The organism is Cellvibrio polysaccharolyticus, from assembly GCF_015182315.1.
Taxonomy (GTDB): Bacteria; Pseudomonadota; Gammaproteobacteria; order Pseudomonadales; family Cellvibrionaceae; genus Cellvibrio; species Cellvibrio polysaccharolyticus.
This window is the reverse complement of sequence record NZ_PRDL01000001.1, coordinates 3,459,206-3,478,857: the sequence shown is the minus strand read 5'-3', so window position 1 is coordinate 3,478,857 and position 19,652 is coordinate 3,459,206. Positions and strand designations below refer to the sequence as shown.

Below are 19,652 nucleotides of genomic sequence, written 5' to 3'. Positions count from 1 at the left end.
CGCTGGATGGCTCTTCTGTTGCAAGGATGCCGCTTTAACTCTGCCACCTTATAAATTCAGGTGGCTTTTTTATTTTTACCACAGCAATCTGTTGCTTTGAACTTAATAATAAAACGCTCATGATGAAGGAGCAGAATCTATGAAAGTGATTTTTCCTCGGGTTATATTTTTTATCAGCCTCGTTACACTTCTATTATCGCCGTTATCTCAGGCGAGCAACCATGGGGTTGATCGCGTCGAGCCGCCGTCCTGGTGGGTGGGTATGCAGCACTCCCAACTTCAATTAATGGTATACGGAAAAGATATTGCCACGCTAACGCCGCAGGTTCAGGTCGCCGGTGTACGCGTTGTGAATACCGAAACAACCGATAACCCCAATTATTTGTTTATTACGCTTGAAATTGGCGAGGCGGTAAAACCCGGTGATTTGCGAGTTGACTTGCTGGACAATAAAACCGTCAAAGCCGGATTTGATTTTAACCTCGCCGCTCGCGAACCCGGTTCAGCGCAGCGCCAGGGTTTTAATAATAGCGATGCTATTTATTTAATAACGCCGGACAGATTCGCCAACGGCAATGCCGGCAATGATTCCTTGCCACAGCTAAAGGAAAATGCAGACCGGAAAAATAAAGGCGGGCGACACGGTGGTGATCTTGACGGCATGATTCGGCAGCTGGATTACATTGCCGCGATGGGATTCACGCAAATCTGGCCCAATCCGTTACTGGAAAATGACCAGCCCGCTTATTCGTATCACGGCTATGCCGCTACCGATTTATACCGCATTGACGAGCGGTTTGGCACTAATGAAGACTTCCGCCGTTTTGTTCAGGAAGCTCGCCAGCGCGGCCTTGGCGTTATCAAGGATATTATTCTCAATCATATCGGTTCCGAACATTGGTGGATGAAAGACTTGCCTGCCAAAGATTGGTTGAATGAGCATGACACCTATGTGGAAACCAATCACCGTCGCACCACGTTGCAAGACCCCTACGCGGCACCTTCCGATAAAAACGCGTTTGTAAATGGCTGGTTTTCACGGGGCATGCCGGACTTGAATCAGCAGCATCCACTGTTGGCCACTTACCTGGTGCAACACTCCATCTGGTGGACAGAGTACGCGGGTCTGTCCGGTATTCGCGAAGACACCTACGGTTATGCGGACGAAAAATTTCTCACGCGCTGGGGCAAAGCCCTGATGACCGAGTACCCGAATTTTTCTATCGTGGGTGAAGAGTGGAGCAACAATCCGTTGATGATTGCCCAGTGGCAGCGCGGTTATACCAGCGCCAATGGGCACGTCTCTCATGTGAATAGTATGATGGATTTTCCGTTGTACGAGGCTTTGCGTAGCGGCCTGTTAAACGAAGAGTCCTGGGATAAAGGCTGGATTGAATTGTACGAAGCCCTTGCCAATGATCATTTGTACCCTGACCCTTATGAGCTGGTGATTTTTCCTGAAAACCACGATACCTCGCGCTTGTTCAGCTACCTGCATGAAGACAAAAATCTCTATCGCAGTGCGATGATCTGGCTGGCCACCATGCGCGGCATTCCGCAGTTTTATTACGGCGGAGAAATTTTAATGACCAGCCCCCGCGAGCGGGACGATGGTGCCGTGCGTGCCGATATGCCCGGTGGCTGGGCGGGTGACCGGAAGAATGCATTCACCGGCGAAGGCTTGTCGTCCGCCGAAAAAGATATGCAGTCGCTGGTACGGAAACTGTTTAACTGGCGTAAGGCCAACCCGGTTATTCACATCGGCAAGTTGATGCACTTTGCACCCGAACAGGGCACTTATGTTTACTTCCGCTACAACGACAATAAAACGGTTATGGTTATTCTCAATAAAAATACCGAAAACCTGCGGCTGGAAACGGCGCGCTTTGCCGGGTTTGTTAGCAAGGCAAGCGAGGCGCGTAATCTGTTAACCGGTGAAGTGGCGGATATTCGTAAATTCGTTGACCTGCCTGCCAGGCAATCCATGATTCTTGAATGGTAAAAAAGCCGACCGGTGAATGGGCGGACCATCGGTAAATTGGCACACTCCCCAGATAAAAAATAATGCGGAAGAAGATCCCGGCCAAACAGGGCGCGATCTTCTTCTGCATGAAGTTCAGGTCTTTATGCCGCCACTGCCGCTGATACACCGATATCGCCTTTGGTGTCCGCCATTCTGTCCCGTCTTTATCCCGCTCGGGCAACTTGCCCGCAAAAAACAAACTCCCTTCGTTTTTATTTCGCGCGCCTGGTACACTGCTACGATGCTCTTTTTCAATGATGTTTTTTGCAGGCATGTTTGAGCGCAGCAGGCCGGGCCTGGCTTTAACGCACGCCTGCAATTACCCCCTTTATTCTTCGGTGCCGCTACAAGCCCGTGGCGCCGCTGTCATGATTTGCAGAGGTTGTATGGACAGTAATATTCTTCCTGTTGAGCTGGAAAAAGCGTACCGCCTGGTTACCCATGGCCCCACGGTGCTGGTTTCTGCATCGCACGGCGGTGTGGTGGATGTGATGGCGGCGGCATGGTGTTGTGCGCTGGACTTTGCGCCGCCAAAACTGACGGTGGTGCTGGATAAAATTACCCGCACCCGCGAGCTGGTGGAGCGCAGTGGCCGCTTCGTGATACAGGTGCCCAACCTGGCGCAACTGGCACTGGTTAATGGCGTAGGTAATAACAGCCTGCACGATAATCCGGACAAGTTGCAGCAACACGGCGTGGAGTTATTTTCTGTGGGCGATAACAACCTGCCATTGGTTGCCGGTTGTTCGGCATGGCTGGCTTGTGAACTGGTATCGGAACCCCATAATCAGCAAAGCTACGATTTGTTTATCGGCGAGGTAACCGCCGCCTGGGCCGATCAGCGTATTTTTCGCCAAGGCCATTGGTTGTTTGAGCAGGCGGATGCCCGTTGGAAAAGTTTGCACCATGTTGCCGGCGGTCATTACTACGCCATTGGTGATGCGGTAGAAAGCTGAAGCCCTGCCGGTGCTTCAGGTGCGGCTGAGTGAGGTTTGTCGCCAGATCACAGCTTGCGAATTATCCACACTATCGTCGCTATTTCTGCCGACTTCCGGCCCGCTTCCGGGTATAATGCCCGATTTTTCAAAGATTACTGACTGTTTACGGATTTCTGCCCATGACTGCTGAGCGCGATGTAAAAGCTTATATGACCGAACTCGGGCAAAAAGCCCGTCTGGCCTCCCGTCTGGTTGCAGCGGCACCAGTTGCCGTCAAAAACAAAGCCTTGCTGGCCATTGCCGATGAGTTGAATGCGTGCCGTAGCATGCTGATTGCCGAAAATAGCAAAGACCTGGCGGCCGGAGCTGCCAACGGTCTGGATGCAGCCATGCTGGATCGCCTCGCCGTAAAAGACGCCACTATCGATAAAATGATCGAAGGCTTGCGTCAGGTTGCGGCCTTGCGCGATCCCTGCGGCGAGATTACTGATTTGAATTACATGCCTTCCGGTATTCAGGTTGGCAAAATGCGCGTACCGCTCGGGGTCATCGGCATTATTTATGAGTCGCGCCCCAATGTGACCATTGATGCTGCCAGCCTGTGTTTGAAATCCGGTAACGCGGCTATTTTGCGTGGTGGTTCGGAATCCATCCATTCCAACCGCGCCATTGCCGCCTGTTTGCAGCGTGGCCTCGAAGTGGCAGGTTTGCCATCGACTGTAGTACAGGTGGTAGAAACTACTGACCGTGCAGCGGTGGGTGAGCTGATTACCATGCCGGAATATGTGGACGTTATCGTACCGCGTGGCGGCAAAGGGTTGATCGAGCGCATCTCCCGCGAAGCCAAAGTGCCGGTGATCAAACACCTGGACGGTATTTGTCATGTTTATATTGATGACAAAGCCGACCTCAAAAAGGCTTTTGACATCACTCTGAATGCCAAAACTCACCGTTACGGTGTGTGCAATGCGTTGGAAACCCTGCTGGTTGCGGAAGGTATCGCCGCACAAGTACTGCCGTCGCTGGCAGAAGCGCTGGCGGAAAAAGGCGTTGAGTTGCGCGGTTGTGAAAAGACCCGTGCCATCATCAGTGCCAACGAAGCGGTCGAAGCTGACTGGTCTACCGAATATCTGGCGCCGATTCTTTCTATCAAAATCGTTGCCGGTCTGGATGAGGCCATTGAGCATATCAATCGCTACAGCTCGCAGCATTCCGAAGCGATTGTGACCGAAGACTTTACCCGCGCCCGCCGCTTTTTGACCGAAGTGGATTCAAGCTCGGTGATGGTGAACGCCTCAACCCGTTTTGCCGACGGTTTTGAATATGGCCTGGGTGCCGAAATCGGTATTTCTACTGACAAAATTCATGCACGCGGCCCGGTTGGGCTGGATGGCCTGACCTCGCAGAAGTGGATCGTGCTGGGCGATGGCCATATTCGTCAGTAAGCCGGGCGAGTAATGGCGGCGCCACAAAAAGTACTTCGCAAGGAAGCCATTCTGGGCGGGACTTTTGATCCCATCCATAACGGCCATTTGCGGCTGGCGCTGGAGTTGCAACACGCTCTGCAGCTGGATCGGATGAGCCTGATGCCCTGCCACCGCCCGGTACACCGGGATAATCCGGGGGCGTCGGCGCAAGCGCGGGCGGAGATGGTTCGGCTGGCTATAGCCGATTGTCCGCAGCTTGAACTGGATGAGCGGGAGTTGCGCCAGGATCGACCGTCTTACACCTTCGATACCTTGCAGGATATTCGCGGCGAAATCGGCCCGGATGTCAGTTTGAGCTGGGTAGTAGGAATGGATGCGTTTATCCATTTGTCCTCCTGGCACCGTTGGCAGGAACTGTTGGACCTGGCGCATTTGATCGTTATTGGACGCCCCGGTTACCGCTTGCCGGAACAGGGCGCCGAAGCAGAATTTCTGCAGACGCACCGCGCACCACTGGCAGCACTGGATACAACACCGCAGGGCGCCATCGTATTGCCGGCGCTCAGCATGCTGGATATATCGGCCACAGCGATTCGCCAGCAATTGGCGCAAGGGCTGTCGCCACGTTATTTATTGCCGGACAACATTTGTGATTATCTGGTCGATAATCGCTTGTATCGTTAGGTTGTTATTTTTTTCATTTCACAGGTATACAAAGAATGTCTGAAGCGTTAAATCAACTCGTGATCACTGCACTGGAAGATCTTAAAGGTCAAAATATTGTCCAGCTCGATGTGCGTGAACTCAGCGATGTGATGGATACCCTGATTATCGCCAGCGGCACCTCCAGCCGTCATGCGCGATCCATGGCCAGCAATCTGGTTGAAGAAAGCAAAAAACAGGGACATCGCCCGATTGGTGTAGAAGGTATTGATGCCGGTGACTGGGTGCTGGTGGATTACGGCGATACCGTGGTACACGTGATGCAGCAGGAAACCCGCGATTTTTACGAACTGGAAAAACTCTGGTCCATGAAGCCGGCGGGCCGTGAATAACACTGATTAATTCACTGTATCGGAGTTGTTGTGCGAATCCGTTTGATTGCCGTAGGTACCCGCATGCCCGATTGGGTAGAGCAGGGTTACAACGAATATGCCAAGCGTCTGCCAAGGGATTGCAGCGTTGAACTGGTCGAATTGCCCTTGGCCGTGCGCAGTAAAAACAGCGATATTGCCAGAGCCATGGAAAAAGAAGGTGAGGCGATGATGGCCGCCTTTGGCAAAGGCGATACGGTGATTGCGCTGGATGTAAAAGGTAAACCCTGGAGTACTGAACAGCTGGCCGAGCAAATGGCTGGCTGGAAGATGAGTGGTAATAATTACAGTCTGCTTATTGGTGGCCCTGACGGCCTGGCGCCAGCCTGTCTGGCACAGGCGACCATTCGCTGGTCGCTCTCGCCGCTGACATTGCCTCATCCGCTGGTACGTATTTTACTGATCGAACAACTCTACCGAGCGACGACTATTTTGCAAAATCACCCTTACCACAAGTAAGGGTGAACGCCTTGGGAAAACGTTTGTCTGTCACATCATAACTATTTTTCTGTTTGTCCGAGGCATGATGTCCGAGTCGCAACATTTCAAAGATTATCTGCGCGAAGCCAGACTTTTTCAGCGCCGTGTGCTGTTCATGTTGCTGGTGATGGTGCTCATGCTGGGTGGTTTGGCGTATCGCTATCACCACCTGCAGGTTGATCTTTATCAGCATTATGTCACCCAGTCGGATCGCAACCGCATCCACATTCAGCCGGTACCGCCAACCCGTGGCCTGATCTATGACCGTCAGGGCATTTTACTGGCCGACAATCGCCCAACCTATACCTTGTCAGTGGTGGTTCAACGTACCACCGATCTCGATAAAACCCTTTCTCTGCTGCAAAGTCTGGTCAGCATTACCGACGCTGATCTGGAACGTTTCCAGCGCGCTATTCGTCAGCGCCGCCATCCTCTTGAACCCGTGCCACTGCGCTATCGTCTCACTGAAGAAGAGATTGCCCGTCTGGCGGTTAACGAGTATCGCCTTGAAGGCGTGGAAGTGGATGCGCAATTGGTGCGCCATTATCCTTACGGCGCCTTGTTTGCCCACAATATCGGTTATACCGGTCGCATCAGTGAAGCGGATGTGAGCCGATTTACCGAAGAGCAGGATCTGCGCTATCGCGGCACCCACTCCATCGGTAAAAACGGTTTGGAAAATTTTTATGAAGATGTGTTGCACGGTCAGGTAGGCAGCCAGAACGTGGAAACCAACGCCCGTGGCCGGGTACTGCGGGTGCTGGATCGCGAAGACCCGGTGCCAGGCAAGGATTTACACCTCTATCTCGATATTCGCATGCAGGAAACCGCCATCGCCGCCATGGCAGGCCGCCGTGGTGCGGTGGTGGCGCTGGATGTAAAAACCGGCGGTGTGCTGGCCGCGGTAAGCTTGCCGGATTTTGATCCTAATTTATTCGTGACCGGGATTGGCCATGAAGATTTCAAAGCGCTGAATGAATCCATTGACCGGCCACTCTACAACCGCTTTATTCAGGGCGTTTATCCGCCTGGTTCCACCATCAAGCCCATGGTTGCGCTGGCCGGTTTGCACTACGGCGTTACTGACGCACGTCGCACGATTTATGACCCGGGTACCTTCCGGTTGCCCAACGCCCGCTGGGTGTGGCGTGACTGGAAGCGCGGAGGCCACGGCCCTGCGGTTAACCTCAAGCAGGCGATTGCGGAGTCCTGTAATACCTATTTTTGGGATCTGGGCACTCGCATGGGTATTGATCGCATGAGTGAATTTGGAGCCTATTTTGGTCTTGGTGAAGTCACCGGCGTGGATATTCCCAATGAACGCAAAGGCATCTGGCCATCCCGCGAGTGGAAGCGCGCCGCGCGCGGCGAAAGCTGGTACCCGGGTGACACCGTCAATATGGCCATCGGCCAGGGCATGGTGTTGACCTCGCCCATGCAGCTGGCGCAATTTACCGCTACCATTGCCAATCGCGGCAAACGTATTCGCCCGCACATGGTGCGTTCTATTAATGAACACGTGGTAGAGCCAGTGGTAGAAGGCGTGATGGAAGTAGAAGCGCATCACTGGGATTCTGTATTCGAGGCCATGGCTGAAGTGATGCACGGCGCCCGCGGAACGGCGCGCCGCGCTGCCGAAGGTGCCAGTTATCGTATGGCCGGAAAATCCGGTACGGCGCAGGTGGTGGGTATCGCCCAGGGCGCAAGATACGACAGCGCTGCACTGGCCGAACGCAACCGTGAACACGCCCTGTTTGTTTCTTTTGCGCCGATAGAAGACCCGCAAATTGCCGTGGCGGTGATTGTAGAAAACGGTGAAGGTGGTTCCAGCCAGGCGGCGCCGGTCGCCAGAAAAATGATGGATGCCTACTTGTTAGGGCATTTCCTGACGCCCGGTGAATTGCCGGGCCCCGATGAATCAGCCCCCGCTGCGGGTGTAGCCAGCGTACGGAATCATTAAGCTGTGAAAATAAGTGAAAGAGATTTTTTACGGCGCCTGCCTGGTGCGAGCCGCAGTTTTGCCCGCCGGGAACGGCTGGAGCAGCGGCTGCACATCGATTTTATTTTGCTGCTGTTGTTATTGGCAATTTCGGCGGTTGGCCTGGTGGTGCTGTATAGCGCCAGCTCGGAAAGCCGGGAGTCCATGACCCGCCAGTGTATTTTCTTTGGTCTCGCTTACGTCGTCATGGTCATGGTGGCTCAGGTTCCTGTCGATTTTATGCGGCGCATGGCTCCCTGGGCGTACGCTGGCGGCGTGGTGCTGTTAATTCTGGTGCTGGTGATCGGCGTTGGAGCAAAAGGCGCCCAGCGCTGGTTATCGTTGGGCGGGTTTCGGTTCCAGCCAGCGGAAGTGATGAAGCTGGCGATGCCGATGACCATTGCCGCCTATCTTGGCACCCGCTTTATGCCACCGCGTTTCAAGCACGTTTTTTTCAGCGCGTTGCTGGTGGCGATTCCCACCGCGTTGATTATCGACCAGCCGGATTTGGGAACCTCCATTCTGGTTGCTGCCTCGGGTTTTGTAGTGCTATTTTTTGCCGGTCTGCATTGGCGCTATATTTTTGCGGCGGTCTTTCTTCTTGGTGCCAGCCTGTGGCCAATCTGGCATTTTATGATGCATGATTACCAGCGCACGCGGGTACTGACCTTGCTCAATCCGGAGGCGGATCGCCTCGGGGCGGGGTGGAATATTATTCAATCCAAAACCGCCATTGGTTCGGGCGGTTTTTACGGTAAAGGCTGGTTGGAAGGCACGCAGTCGCGGCTCGACTTTTTACCTGAAGGCCACACCGATTTTATTATTGCGGTAATGGCTGAAGAGTTTGGATTTGTTGGTGTAGTGGTCTTACTGGCCATGTATTTATTACTCATTGTGCGCTGCATGATGATCGCCGTTCGCGCACAGGATGCCTTTGGCCGGTTGATGGTTTCTGGTATCACCATGACGTTTTTTACCTATATTTTCGTCAATATGGGAATGGTTTCCGGCTTGTTACCGGTAGTTGGCGTACCCTTGCCGCTGATCAGCCAGGGTGGTACTGCGGTGGTTACCCTGATGGCCGGGTTCGGCATTATTATGGCCGTTGCTACACAGCCAAAACGGGTAATGACCCCGCAGTAAAACCGGATATTTCACATGAAAAGAACGGCCGGCGAAAACGCCCGGGGCCGTCTATAAGAGGATTGCTTATGTTGCCAGGCAACACTTCAGGTAAGAAAAGCGGAGTTGGCTCCGCGTTTACATCCCTGCGCAGAGCAGGTGCCGGCTGGATGCTGGCAATGCTGGCTCCGTTTGCAGCTGCTGATTATCGGGAACATCCCGAAGCAAAAATATTTATTGATGAGATGGTCAACGAGCACGGTTTTGATCGCCAGCAAATGGAAAACTGGTTTGCCAATGCCAACAAGCAACAGTCCATTCTCGATGCGATTGCCCGCCCTGCCGAGCGTACCAAAACCTGGAAAGAATACCGACCCATTTTCATCGTGCCGTTACGGGTAACCAATGGCATAAAGTTCTGGCAGGAACATAAAGACGTTCTCGCCCGTGCAGAAAAACAATGGGGCGTTCCAGCCGAAATCATCGTTGCTATTATTGGTGTAGAAACCAATTACGGTCGCAACACCGGCAGCCATAAAGTGATTGATGCTCTATCTACACTGGCCTTTGACTATCCGCCGCGCTCGCCGTTTTTCCGCAAGGAACTGCAAAACTATTTCCTGCTGATCCGCGAACAAAAACAGGACCCGCTCTCGTTTAAAGGGTCTTACGCCGGTGCCATGGGTTACGGTCAATTTATGCCATCCAGCTACCGTGAATATGCGGTCGATTTTGATGGCGACGGGTTTACCGATATCTGGAATAACACCACTGATGCGATCGGCAGTGTAGCCAATTATTTCAAGCGCCATGGTTGGAAAGAAGGCGAACCGGTCGCGGTGCGAGCCCGTTTTGAAGGCAAGCCGGATGGTATTACCTTTAACCAGATAGAACCGCCACAACAAACGGTCGCTGACTGGAAAAAACGCGGCTTCGAGCCGATTACGCCCCTGGATGGCAAATTGCCTGCGGTAGTCTTGCAACTGGAAGGGCAGCACGGTACCGAATACTGGATCGCGCCACGCAATTTTTATGTGATTACCCGATACAACCGCAGCCATCTTTATTCTCTGGCGGTGTATCAATTGAGTCAGCAACTTCGTGAGTCAATGGAGGCAACTCGCTGATGCATGCATGGAGAATTCTTGTTCCGGCACTGTTGGTGTCGTTGATTGCAGGTTGTTCCAGCACACCAACGACCAAGCCCGGGAAATCGGAGCCGCCCTCGCGTTACAAGCAAAAACACGATGCGGGTCCGGGTAAATTTGTTGATACATCCCATGTGCCGGATGCTGTGCCGCGCTATGAAGTGCGTACCATGGCGGGCAATAAAAACCCTTACACGGTACTCGGCAAAACCTACTATCTGATTGAGGACGAGCGCTCTTATAAAGAGCGCGGTTACGCCTCCTGGTACGGCACCAAATTTCATGGCGAGCGCACCTCCAATGGTGAGGTTTATGACATGTATGCCATGACCGCAGCCCACAAAACCTTGCCTATTCCGTCGTACGTTCGCGTTACCAATGTGAGTAACGGCAAAACGGTGGTGGTGCGGGTAAATGACCGGGGCCCGTTTCATAGCAGCCGGGTTATTGATTTGAGTTACGCGGCGGCACAACGGATTGGCATTCTTGGCAATGGTACCGGCCAGGTGGATGTAGAAATTGTACTGCCCACCGATGCCGCGCCGCCGCCCCGCGCCAGCCAGCAAACGGTGGCGACACCGGGCAGCCAGTTACCACCCAACACCCATCTGCAATTGGGTGCTTTCGGTTCGGAAGCCAGCGCCAAACAATTTGCTGCGGATGTTGGCCGTAAACTGACCTATCCGGTGTTTATCAGTAGAGTAAAAACCCACGCCACCTTGTATCGTGTGCGGGTTGGCCCACTGAAAGATGCGCGCCAGATGCAGCATGCGCGCGACCAGATTCGTAGCTTGAATATCCCCGAACCGCATGTGGTATACGGCGATTAATAAAGCGCGGCTGATCACGTCTGTGGCATAAATTCCCGCATAAGAGGACACCGCAAGGTAATGTGTCCATAATGTACCGGGTGTTGCCGATTGGACCAGCCGCTTTTAATACCTGATTTGATATTGACCCTTGGATGTGAACTCTTGATATGTTGAAGAAAATTTTTGCCGGATTCCTCCTGTGTGCTGCAGGCAATGCGGTGTTTGCCCAGACCCTTACGCCCACGCTGGCGCCACAGCCTACTATTATTCCGTCGGCGCCCCAGTTGGCGGCAACCGGCTATTTGCTGATTGATGCCGATACCGGCCACGTGATCGTTGAGCACAATGCCGATGAGCGTTTGCCCCCGGCCAGTTTGACCAAGATGATGTCCAGCTACATCGTCTCCCAGGAAATCGAGCGCGGCCGTGTTGGTGAACAGGACATGGTCAATATCAGCGTGAAAGCCTGGCGCATGGGCGGCTCGAAAATGTTCATTCGTGAAGGCACGCAAGTGTCGGTTCATGATTTGTTACTGGGCGTTATCGTGCAGTCCGGCAACGATGCTACCGTTGCCTTGGCGGAACATATCTCCGGCAGTGAAGAAGCCTTCGTTGATGTGATGAACCAGAAAGCTGCGCTGATGGGCATGACCCAGACGCATTTTGAAAACTCCACCGGCTGGCCGGCAGAAGGGCATTTGACCACCGCGCGTGATCTCGCCATTCTGGCCAAATCGGTTATTAATGATCACCCGGATCATTACGCGCTCTACAAAGAAAAGTATTTTGTCTGGAATGATATTCGCCAGCCCAACCGCAACCTGTTGTTGTTTCGTGATGAAACCGTTGATGGCCTGAAAACCGGCCACACTGACGAAGCCGGTTTTTGTCTGGTGGCGTCTGCCAAACGTGGCGATATGCGTTTGATCTCGGTGGTGATGGGAACCCGCAGTGAAGAAGCCCGCGCCGCTGAATCACAAAAGCTGCTGACCTACGGTTTCCGCTACTTTGAAACCCGCGCGCTCTACAAATCGGGCGATGTGATCAACAACACTCGCGTGTGGGGTGGTGAAGCCAACAATGTTAATTACGGGGTATCCCAGGATATCAAACTGACCTTGCCGCGTGGCAAGCAGGATGACTTGCAAGCGGATCTGGTGATCAATTCGGTGATCAAGGCGCCGCTGGAAGTGGGTCAGGCCATTGGTACTTTAACCATTACGCTGGAAGATCAGGTGCTGACCGAGGTGCCGGTAGTGGCACTCGAGCCGGTTGAGCGCGCCGGATTCTTTGCCCGTGTGATTGATAACATCAAATTGTTCTTCCGCAATCTTTTCAGCTAATGATTGATTGGCCGGCGGCAGCTGTGTCTGTCGCCGGTTTGCTTTTCCGGTTGAGGTAATCCCGTGAGTAAAGACACAGATAAACCGGCATCTCCCGTATCCCGCTTGCCCGCCCAGGTTTCCGACACCCTTTCTTTTTTATTAACGCCCGGTCTGCGCATTGGCCGTTTGCGCTATCTTGCCCGTTTGTGTCTTATTACTCTGTGTTTGCTGGGCGTTGTTGCTGTAGCAGCGGTCTTGTTTTTTGGCCAATGGCAAACCTTTGCCGTGCTGGTTGTACCGGCTTTTATCGTTTTTTCGGTGATGTTGTATCTGTTTACCTTGCAGCGATTGCACGACTGCAACGGGTCAACCTGGCTGGCGCTGTTGTTGCTGGTACCCGGCGTCAATCTGATTTTTTTATTGATAATCTGCCTCTACCCGGGCAGTCGCAGCGAAAATCACTATGGTATTTGCCCGCCGCCGAACCGTTTCTGGCACTGGTTGGCCGGTCTGGTGGCTCCGCTGATCATGATCGGGCTGATGGGAAGTGCGATCTACGTTGTTGGTGGTCAGCTCTACACGGTGTATGCCGAGCAGGTGCGGTTGGGCAGTGCTGAGCCTGAAGCCGGTTTGTTGCCAGCGCCGGAAGGCGGGGAAGCTAACGAAATCGACCCCGACAGCCCTACCGACGAATGAGTTTGTAGCCGCCGGTTGGCGAGGTGAAAATGACCTGTGTTGATGCCCGTCAGCCTTTCACCGGATTCTGTTATAATCTGCGCCTTTACGATTTTATGGTTGCCTTGCCATGTCTGAACAACAGCCCCCGAAAATTGAATTCCCCTGCGAAGATTACCCGATCAAAGTGCTTGGTGAAGCCGGTGACGAGCTTTATCAGCTGGTTATTGAAGTCATGGAGCGCCACGCGTCCGGGTTTGACCAGACGCGCATTACCATCGCCGAAAGTAGCAAAGGACGATTTCAGTCTTTGACGGTGTGGATCACCGCCACCGGCGAGCCGCAACTGCATGCCATTCACAATGATTTGCGAGCCAACAGCATCACCAAAATGGTGATGTAATCATGGCTGAATCCTTGCCATTGCAGGTGCGCTATCTGGGGCAGCGGGATTATCGTGAAATCTGGCAAGCGATGATGGATTTCACCCGCGACCGCACTGATGACACCAGCGACGAACTCTGGTTGCTGGAACACGCACCGGTTTTCACCCAGGGTCAGGCCGGCAAGGCAGAACACCTGTTGTTTCCCGGCGATATTCCGGTGGTGCAATCGGATCGCGGCGGGCAGGTCACCTACCATGGCCCCGGCCAGTTGATCGCCTATCCGCTGCTGAATCTGCGGCGGTTGAATATCGGCGTACGCGATCTGGTGACCATGATTGAACAAACTATCGTGGCTCTGCTGGAGCATTACGCCATTGCCGCGTCTCCCAAACCGGACGCCCCCGGTGTCTATGTGGATGGAGCCAAGATCGCTTCGCTTGGTCTGCGTGTCAGACGAAGTTGCAGTTTCCATGGCCTCAGTTTGAACGTTTCTCTGGATTTGTCGCCTTTTTCCCGTATTAACCCCTGCGGTTATCAGGGATTGCAAATGACCCGTATGGCGGATTTTCTCCAGGAAGTACCCACAATGGCCCAGGTGGCGGAGCAATTGGTTGATCAATTTGTCCGCAAGAGTGGCCACAAAGCCTGTACAATGCCCGCGGTTTTACCCGGATTCCGGGGTGATGCTGTGAATTCATTAACCGAGTAAGAGATTCTCTTTTCATGTCCGATTTTTCTGAATTACAACCCGTCAAACGTACCGAACGTTACCGGCAGGGCGAGAAACTCCGCGATGGTGCAAAAGTAGAACGCATCCCGGTTAAGGTCATTGCCACCGACCGCGATGACATGCCGCGCAAACCGGACTGGATCCGGGTGCGTATTCCGGCCTCGCCGGAAGTGGACCGCATTAAAAGTATTCTGCGTAAAAACAAACTCTCCTCGGTTTGCGAAGAAGCCAACTGCCCCAATCTGGGTGAGTGTTTCAGTGGCGGCACCGCCACCTTTATGATCATGGGCGACATCTGTACCCGCCGCTGCCCCTTCTGCGATGTGGGCCACGGTAAGCCCAATCCGCTGGACGAAAACGAGCCGCGTAAACTTGCCGAAGCCATTGCCGAAATGCGCTTGAAGTATGTGGTAATTACCTCCGTTGACCGCGATGATTTGCGTGATGGCGGCGCCCAGCATTTTGCCGATTGTATTCGTGAAGCGCGGGCGTTGAGTCCGAAATTACAAGTAGAAGTGCTGGTGCCGGATTTCCGTGGTCGCATGGATATCGCGCTGGATATTCTTGAAAAAGAAGCGCCGGACGTTTTCAACCACAATATGGAAACCGTTTCCCGTCTTTACCGTCAGTCGCGCCCGGGTGCCAACTATGCCTGGTCGCTGGAGCTGCTGAAAAAGTACAAAGCGCGTCGCCCGGATGTGTTGACCAAATCCGGTTTGATGGTTGGCCTCGGTGAAACCAAAGAAGAAATTATTGAAGTCATGCAGCATATGCGTGATCACGACATCGACATGCTGACCATCGGGCAATATCTGCAGCCGTCTCGTGAGCATTTGCCGGTAGATCGTTATGTTCACCCGGATGAGTTTGCCGAATATACCCGTCTGGCTCATGAAATGGGCTTCAAGCATGCCGCGTGTGGGCCATTGGTGCGCTCCAGCTATCATGCTGACAAGCAGGCTCACGGTGAAGACGTAAAATGGTTTGATGTCGCCCAGGGCTGATTTTTTCAGCCCCCCGCACCACCCCCGCATCTGATTTTCATTCCCCTTGCTCCTCTCATCTGCCTGGAATTGTGGCAGATGAGAATGGTCATTTATCTATGTCTTCGCTGTTGATCAAACCACTGGAAACCTTGCCCGAGCACATGGCAATTATCGCCGCCTGGCACCATCAGGAATGCGAGCGCCAGGGCTTGCGCAGCACGTTGGCGCTGCGTCGCCAGCGGTTGCAGTTACACGTCCAGCAAAATGCTATTCCGAAAACCCTGGTGGCGGTGCTGGCAGATCAGCCGGTGGGTTGTGTCAGTCTGGTTCGTTATTCGTTTTCAGGAGGAGAAACAGCACTGCCGGTGTGGCTAAGCAATTTGTTTGTACTGGAATCGCTGCGTCATCAGGGGATTGGTGAAGCACTGATCAACGCTGCCATCGCTTATGTTAAACAACTGGCTTTTACCGAGTTGTGGTTATCGGCAGCAGATTACACGGCGTTTTATCATCGACGGGGTTGGAAGGTCACCCGCCAGGCAAGGCTGGGCGGGCGCGATGTGAATATTATGCGCTTGACGATTGATCGTTAAATACCGCCACCGGGCTGCCGGGTAATTGTCTGATGCTGGTTAAACCGTAACAGCTCTGCTGGCCTGTCCGTAAAAACCCCGTCTACGCCCAGCTCCAGCATCCACTGCCAGTCTTCCTCGGTATTCACGGTATAAATAAAATTTTTCAGGCCGCGCTGGCGTGCATCGTTAATCAGCGCATGGTTTAAAAACCCCACATGGGAATTCAGCGACCAGGCCTGCAAGGCGGCACAGCAGGCCGCGTAGTCGAGAGGGATGCCTTCAATCAGTACCCCGCGTTTGATGTGTGGCGCTTTTTGCAGCATTTCAAAGAGCTGCTGATGGTCAAAACTGGACACGGAATATTGCTCAAATGACCGCTGATGATCTTGTACAAAAGCGGTCAGGGTCTTGATAACCGCGTCGGCCGAATTGGCGCCCTTGATCTCAATATTCAGTGCAGCTTTATCGCCAACAGCATGTAACACCTCATAAAGTCGGGGTATGGGTTCACCATTGCCGAGTCTTAACCTGTGCAATTCCTCCAGCGACTTCGATTGTAATAATCCTGCACCTGCAATCTGTCTGCCGAGCGCACGGTCATGGGTGACAAACAGTTCGCCGTGTAATTGCCAAACATCAATTTCAATCGCATCGACACCCAGCGCAAGGCTGCGCTGAATAGCTTGCAAGCTGTTTTCCGGGCTGATTACATCGTCAATAATGGGACCGCCACGGTGTGCAATGCATAGCAGTGCAGACATAAACACCTCTGTAGAATAAGGCTGGAATAACGCTATACTCGCTGCATTGGCGTTTTCCAAAGCTGCAACGCGAAGCTCCTGAACTGGCTCCGCAATTTCGCATATTTTATGTTTTATTTGAGTGAGTTATGAGCATTTTAAGCCACAGTGCATTCACCCGGTTGATGCTGGTTGTTATTACCATTTTCGCATTTTATCTGCTGAGCAAATTATTGCGAAAAATTATTCATGAGCTGGCGATCGCGCGCTCGCTGGGCATGTTACGCGTAAGGTACATGGAGCGCATGTCCAATATCGGGCTGGCATTTTGTTGCATCGTTGTTGTGTGCTTTTTGCTGGGGCTGGGTTATAGCCAGGTTTCTGTTTTTCTCTCTTCTATCTTCGCCGTGGTTGGCATTGCCCTGTTCGCGCAGTGGTCAATTTTGAGTAACGTCACCGCCAGCATGATCATCTTTTTTTCGTTTCCCTACAAAGTCGGGGACCGCATCAAGATCATGGACAAGGACGATGATATGACGGGCGTTGTTTATGAAATCAGTATGTTTCATGTCATTATCCGCCGCGATGACGGCAATTTGATTACCTATCCCAACTCGTTAATTCTGCAAAAAGCGGTATTGAAGATCGAAAATCCGCCCTCGGTAACCCAGCTCTCTTTGCTGGATGACGGTTCAACATCGCCCAAGCTCTAGATCGTTTGCTGCAGGCGTTGTATCACCGCCCCGTACTGGCAAAGCGTAAGGCGCTTATAGCGAGCGCTTTACAGCCTGGAAAATTGCTCGGCCTGCCAGCGAATATCCGGTGCATTGAAAAGTGCATGGCTTACGGCGACGTAATGCGCACCGGCTTCGGTAATGGTTGCTGCGTTGTCCAGGGTGATGCCGCCAATTGCTACCACCTGAGTGTCCGGATAACGTGTTGCGGCTTCGCTAATCAGGGATAGCGGGGCAGGTGGCGCATCGGGTTTGGTTTGCGACGGGAAAAAGCGCCCGAAAGCAATATAGCTGGCACCATCTGCCAGCGCTTGCCGGGCAAACTCCAGCGAAGCATGGCAGGTAACGCCCAGCATCGCTTCCGGCCCCAGTAGCTGCCGTGCGGCCCTGGCGTCACCATCAGTTTGCCCCAGATGCACGCCGTGAGCGCCTATGGCTTTTGCCAGTAAAGGATCGTCGTTAATAATCAGACGGGCACCGTGATAGTGGCAAATCTCCAATAGTCCCTCAGCTTCCTGGCGGCGTTTTACCGCATCCCCGGATTTGTCCCGGTATTGCACCAGGCGGCAACCGCCTTGCAATGCCGCATTTACCCCATCAAATAATAATTGCCCGGGCATCAGTTGGCTGTCGGTAATTGCGTAAAGTTTGCTCATAAATATCTTGGCCTTTAAAACGGCTTGACCACTACAAGGAGAATAATTCCCACCAGCAACAACACCGGAAATTCATTGAACCAGCGAAAGAAGACGTGACTTTTACGGCAGCGGTCTTCTTTTAATTGGCGCATATAAACAGCGCAGGCATGGTGATAACCCATAAGAATGGCAACCAGAATCAGCTTGCACCAATACCAGCCGGTTTGTGAGTACCAGGCCCAGTTTAAATAGCTCATCCAGGCGCCCAGCAAAATAACCACTACCATCGACGGTGTGGCTATGCCGCGATACAACTTGCGCTCCATGATTTTAAAGCGCTCGCGGCTGGTTTCGTCTTCACTCATGCTGTGATAAACGAACAGGCGAGGCAGGTAAAAAAGGGCGGCAAACCAGGTCACCACCGCAATAATATGAAAGGCTTTAATCCACAGCATGATTAATCTCTGCAAGCACGAAAACTGCTGCATGATACTGTATTTGTAATCTTTTCATGTAATTAACCCAACCTCGGGTTGCGTTTGTCGCTGCCGTTTTATGTGCGTTCTATCACGCTATTCCGGCGCTGCTGCGGTATTCATGGCAATTGTGTTGTCAGCCACTTTTGCTTTGCATAGACGGCTTTTATCATAGCCGCCTGACTATCTTGGCGTTACACTATCCGCCATTTTGTATCTTTCCGATTCACGCGTGAGGAGATTTCCGTGATTAAAGCAGGCATTGTTGGCGCGACAGGTTATACCGGTGTGGAGCTGTTGCGGTTATTGGCACGTCACTCCCAGGTTGAAGTCACGGTCATTACCTCGCGCGCTGAAGCTGGCGTTAAAGTCGCGGATATTTACCCCAGTTTGCGTGGCCATATTGACCTCGCATTTACCGAACCGGATATCAACACGCTCGGTGCCTGCGACGTGGTATTTTTCGCAACACCGCATGGCGTAGCGCAAAACCTGATGCCAGCGCTGATGAAAACCCCGGCGCGTATTATCGACCTCTCGGCAGACTTCCGTATTCGTGATGTGCCAGTGTGGGAGAAATGGTATGGCCAGGCACATGGTGCTCCCGAACTGGTGAATCAGGCGGTTTACGGACTGCCGGAAGTTAACCGGGAAAAAATTCGCACTGCCAAACTGATTGCCTGTCCGGGTTGTTATCCAACGGCAACCCAGTTGGGCTTTCTGCCTCTGATTGAAAATAATCTGGTGGATCCCGGACGTCTTATCTCCAACGCAGCCAGCGGTGCCAGCGGTGCGGGTCGCCAGGGAAAAATTGACGTGTTGCTGACCGAAATCAGCGATAGCTTCAAGGCCTATGGCGTTGCCGGGCATCGTCATTTGCCGGAGATTGAGCAGGGTCTCGGTGATGTGCAACCGGCCGGTGCCAACCCGATATCGCTGACCTTTGTGCCGCATTTGCTGCCAATCATTCGGGGTATTCACGCAACACTCTATGCCACCGCGCTGGATGTGAAAAACCTGCCGGACTTGCAACAGCTGTATGAGCAACGTTATGCCAACGAGCCGTTTGTGGATGTGTTGCCAGCCGGTGTATTACCGCAAACGCGTACCGTAAAAGGCTCCAACATATGTCGCATTGCGGTATTAAGACCGCAGGACAAAGATACCATCGTGGTGCTTTCCATTATTGACAACCTCACCAAAGGCGCTTCCGGACAGGCTGTTCAGAACATGAACATCATGTTCGGGTTTGATGAAAAGGAAGGTCTGGATATCGTTGCCTTGTTGCCGTAAAAACCGGGGTAATGGATATGTCATCGCATCACCTTCTCGCTGGCCGACAATTACTGCTTTTGGCGGTTAAGG

At 52.9% G+C, this 19,652-nt stretch carries 21 protein-coding genes; 18 read left to right on the top strand and 3 right to left on the bottom strand.

Annotation, left to right across the window (positions count from 1 at the left end):
* Positions 1 to 139: 139 nt before the first annotated feature.
* From C4F51_RS14725 to C4F51_RS14650, 16 genes are all read left to right on the top strand, one after another.
* The gene (locus C4F51_RS14725) at positions 140 to 2,002 is read left to right on the top strand and encodes a glycoside hydrolase family 13 protein (protein WP_193911062.1); all 1,863 of its coding nucleotides are present in this window, start codon (positions 140 to 142) and stop codon (positions 2,000 to 2,002) included.
* 407 nt (positions 2,003 to 2,409) lie between these two features.
* Positions 2,410 to 2,979: a flavin reductase family protein gene (locus tag C4F51_RS14720; protein ID WP_193911060.1), complete on the top strand. Its 570-nt coding sequence runs from the start codon at positions 2,410 to 2,412 to the stop codon at positions 2,977 to 2,979.
* A 161-nt stretch (positions 2,980 to 3,140) separates the two neighbouring features.
* Positions 3,141 to 4,406, top strand: coding sequence for a glutamate-5-semialdehyde dehydrogenase (locus tag C4F51_RS14715; protein WP_193911058.1), 1,266 nt, complete (start codon positions 3,141 to 3,143; stop codon positions 4,404 to 4,406).
* A 12-nt stretch (positions 4,407 to 4,418) separates the two neighbouring features.
* Entirely contained in the window at positions 4,419 to 5,072 is a 654-nt protein-coding gene (gene nadD, locus C4F51_RS14710; RefSeq protein ID WP_193911056.1) for a nicotinate-nucleotide adenylyltransferase, read from the top strand.
* 35 nt (positions 5,073 to 5,107) lie between these two features.
* Positions 5,108 to 5,443, top strand: a complete 336-nt coding sequence (gene rsfS, locus C4F51_RS14705) for a ribosome silencing factor (RefSeq protein WP_193911054.1) — start codon at positions 5,108 to 5,110, stop codon at positions 5,441 to 5,443.
* 30 nt (positions 5,444 to 5,473) lie between these two features.
* On the top strand, positions 5,474 to 5,941 hold the full coding sequence (gene rlmH / locus C4F51_RS14700; protein ID WP_193911052.1) for a 23S rRNA (pseudouridine(1915)-N(3))-methyltransferase RlmH: 468 nt from the start codon (positions 5,474 to 5,476) through the stop codon (positions 5,939 to 5,941).
* A gap of 67 nt (positions 5,942 to 6,008) precedes the next feature.
* On the top strand, positions 6,009 to 7,922 hold the full coding sequence (mrdA, locus tag C4F51_RS14695) for a penicillin-binding protein 2 (RefSeq protein WP_407926923.1): 1,914 nt from the start codon (positions 6,009 to 6,011) through the stop codon (positions 7,920 to 7,922).
* A gap of 3 nt (positions 7,923 to 7,925) precedes the next feature.
* On the top strand, positions 7,926 to 9,083 hold the full coding sequence (gene rodA / locus C4F51_RS14690) for a rod shape-determining protein RodA (RefSeq protein ID WP_193911047.1): 1,158 nt from the start codon (positions 7,926 to 7,928) through the stop codon (positions 9,081 to 9,083).
* Between the two features lie 68 nt (positions 9,084 to 9,151).
* Positions 9,152 to 10,189, top strand: coding sequence for a lytic murein transglycosylase B (mltB, locus tag C4F51_RS14685; RefSeq protein ID WP_235992345.1), 1,038 nt, complete (start codon positions 9,152 to 9,154; stop codon positions 10,187 to 10,189).
* Positions 10,189 to 11,040: a septal ring lytic transglycosylase RlpA family protein gene (locus C4F51_RS14680; protein WP_193911046.1), complete on the top strand. Its 852-nt coding sequence runs from the start codon at positions 10,189 to 10,191 to the stop codon at positions 11,038 to 11,040. Before mltB ends, C4F51_RS14680 begins: the two co-directional genes overlap by 1 nt.
* A gap of 149 nt (positions 11,041 to 11,189) precedes the next feature.
* On the top strand, positions 11,190 to 12,365 hold the full coding sequence (locus C4F51_RS14675; RefSeq protein WP_193911044.1) for a D-alanyl-D-alanine carboxypeptidase family protein: 1,176 nt from the start codon (positions 11,190 to 11,192) through the stop codon (positions 12,363 to 12,365).
* A gap of 63 nt (positions 12,366 to 12,428) precedes the next feature.
* Positions 12,429 to 13,043: a DUF805 domain-containing protein gene (locus tag C4F51_RS14670; RefSeq protein ID WP_193911042.1), complete on the top strand. Its 615-nt coding sequence runs from the start codon at positions 12,429 to 12,431 to the stop codon at positions 13,041 to 13,043.
* A 109-nt stretch (positions 13,044 to 13,152) separates the two neighbouring features.
* Positions 13,153 to 13,425 carry a YbeD family protein gene (locus C4F51_RS14665; RefSeq protein WP_193911040.1) on the top strand — a complete coding sequence of 91 codons (273 nt, stop codon included), beginning with the start codon at positions 13,153 to 13,155 and terminating at the stop codon, positions 13,423 to 13,425.
* Positions 13,426 to 13,427: 2 nt separating this feature from the next.
* Positions 13,428 to 14,117 carry a lipoyl(octanoyl) transferase LipB gene (lipB, locus tag C4F51_RS14660; protein ID WP_193911038.1) on the top strand — a complete coding sequence of 230 codons (690 nt, stop codon included), beginning with the start codon at positions 13,428 to 13,430 and terminating at the stop codon, positions 14,115 to 14,117.
* A 14-nt stretch (positions 14,118 to 14,131) separates the two neighbouring features.
* Positions 14,132 to 15,142, top strand: a complete 1,011-nt coding sequence (gene lipA, locus C4F51_RS14655) for a lipoyl synthase (RefSeq protein WP_193911036.1) — start codon at positions 14,132 to 14,134, stop codon at positions 15,140 to 15,142.
* A gap of 98 nt (positions 15,143 to 15,240) precedes the next feature.
* The gene (locus C4F51_RS14650) at positions 15,241 to 15,717 is read left to right on the top strand and encodes a GNAT family N-acetyltransferase (RefSeq protein WP_193911034.1); all 477 of its coding nucleotides are present in this window, start codon (positions 15,241 to 15,243) and stop codon (positions 15,715 to 15,717) included.
* Here the strand turns inward: C4F51_RS14650 and C4F51_RS14645 are convergent.
* Positions 15,714 to 16,460 carry a glycerophosphodiester phosphodiesterase gene (locus C4F51_RS14645; protein ID WP_193911032.1) on the bottom strand — a complete coding sequence of 249 codons (747 nt, stop codon included), beginning with the start codon at positions 16,458 to 16,460 and terminating at the stop codon, positions 15,714 to 15,716. The genes C4F51_RS14650 and C4F51_RS14645 overlap by 4 nt on opposite strands.
* Positions 16,461 to 16,588: 128 nt before the next feature.
* On the opposite strand from C4F51_RS14645, the gene C4F51_RS14640 reads away from it, so the two are divergent.
* On the top strand, positions 16,589 to 17,152 hold the full coding sequence (locus tag C4F51_RS14640) for a mechanosensitive ion channel family protein (RefSeq protein WP_193911030.1): 564 nt from the start codon (positions 16,589 to 16,591) through the stop codon (positions 17,150 to 17,152).
* Positions 17,153 to 17,220: 68 nt separating this feature from the next.
* Here C4F51_RS14640 and thiE read toward each other — a convergent pair whose 3' ends face one another.
* Positions 17,221 to 17,829, bottom strand: a complete 609-nt coding sequence (thiE, locus tag C4F51_RS14635) for a thiamine phosphate synthase (RefSeq protein ID WP_202987696.1) — start codon at positions 17,827 to 17,829, stop codon at positions 17,221 to 17,223.
* A 14-nt stretch (positions 17,830 to 17,843) separates the two neighbouring features.
* The gene (gene hemJ / locus C4F51_RS14630; RefSeq protein WP_193911028.1) at positions 17,844 to 18,266 is read right to left on the bottom strand and encodes a protoporphyrinogen oxidase HemJ; all 423 of its coding nucleotides are present in this window, start codon (positions 18,264 to 18,266) and stop codon (positions 17,844 to 17,846) included.
* Between the two features lie 267 nt (positions 18,267 to 18,533).
* Here hemJ and argC point away from each other — a divergent pair, with 267 nt between their 5' ends.
* The gene (gene argC / locus C4F51_RS14625) at positions 18,534 to 19,580 is read left to right on the top strand and encodes an N-acetyl-gamma-glutamyl-phosphate reductase (RefSeq protein ID WP_193911026.1); all 1,047 of its coding nucleotides are present in this window, start codon (positions 18,534 to 18,536) and stop codon (positions 19,578 to 19,580) included.
* Positions 19,581 to 19,652: the final 72 nt, after the last annotated feature.

What these genes read in the sequence shown, in the direction of transcription:
- C4F51_RS14725 (WP_193911062.1), top strand. Translation starts at nt 140, where the DNA reads ATGAAAGTGATTTTTCCTCGGGTTATATTTTTTATCAGCCTCGTTACA.
- C4F51_RS14720 (WP_193911060.1), top strand. Translation starts at nt 2,410, where the DNA reads ATGGACAGTAATATTCTTCCTGTTGAGCTGGAAAAAGCGTACCGCCTG.
- C4F51_RS14715 (WP_193911058.1), top strand. Translation starts at nt 3,141, where the DNA reads ATGACTGCTGAGCGCGATGTAAAAGCTTATATGACCGAACTCGGGCAA.
- nadD (WP_193911056.1), top strand. Translation starts at nt 4,419, where the DNA reads ATGGCGGCGCCACAAAAAGTACTTCGCAAGGAAGCCATTCTGGGCGGG.
- rsfS (WP_193911054.1), top strand. Translation starts at nt 5,108, where the DNA reads ATGTCTGAAGCGTTAAATCAACTCGTGATCACTGCACTGGAAGATCTT.
- mrdA (WP_407926923.1), top strand. Translation starts at nt 6,009, where the DNA reads ATGTCCGAGTCGCAACATTTCAAAGATTATCTGCGCGAAGCCAGACTT.
- mltB (WP_235992345.1), top strand. Translation starts at nt 9,152, where the DNA reads ATGTTGCCAGGCAACACTTCAGGTAAGAAAAGCGGAGTTGGCTCCGCG.
- C4F51_RS14680 (WP_193911046.1), top strand. Translation starts at nt 10,189, where the DNA reads ATGCATGCATGGAGAATTCTTGTTCCGGCACTGTTGGTGTCGTTGATT.
- C4F51_RS14675 (WP_193911044.1), top strand. Translation starts at nt 11,190, where the DNA reads ATGTTGAAGAAAATTTTTGCCGGATTCCTCCTGTGTGCTGCAGGCAAT.
- C4F51_RS14665 (WP_193911040.1), top strand. Translation starts at nt 13,153, where the DNA reads ATGTCTGAACAACAGCCCCCGAAAATTGAATTCCCCTGCGAAGATTAC.
- lipB (WP_193911038.1), top strand. Translation starts at nt 13,428, where the DNA reads ATGGCTGAATCCTTGCCATTGCAGGTGCGCTATCTGGGGCAGCGGGAT.
- lipA (WP_193911036.1), top strand. Translation starts at nt 14,132, where the DNA reads ATGTCCGATTTTTCTGAATTACAACCCGTCAAACGTACCGAACGTTAC.
- C4F51_RS14650 (WP_193911034.1), top strand. Translation starts at nt 15,241, where the DNA reads ATGTCTTCGCTGTTGATCAAACCACTGGAAACCTTGCCCGAGCACATG.
- C4F51_RS14645 (WP_193911032.1), bottom strand. Translation starts at nt 16,460, where the DNA reads ATGTCTGCACTGCTATGCATTGCACACCGTGGCGGTCCCATTATTGAC.
- C4F51_RS14640 (WP_193911030.1), top strand. Translation starts at nt 16,589, where the DNA reads ATGAGCATTTTAAGCCACAGTGCATTCACCCGGTTGATGCTGGTTGTT.
- thiE (WP_202987696.1), bottom strand. Translation starts at nt 17,829, where the DNA reads ATGAGCAAACTTTACGCAATTACCGACAGCCAACTGATGCCCGGGCAA.
- hemJ (WP_193911028.1), bottom strand. Translation starts at nt 18,266, where the DNA reads ATGCTGTGGATTAAAGCCTTTCATATTATTGCGGTGGTGACCTGGTTT.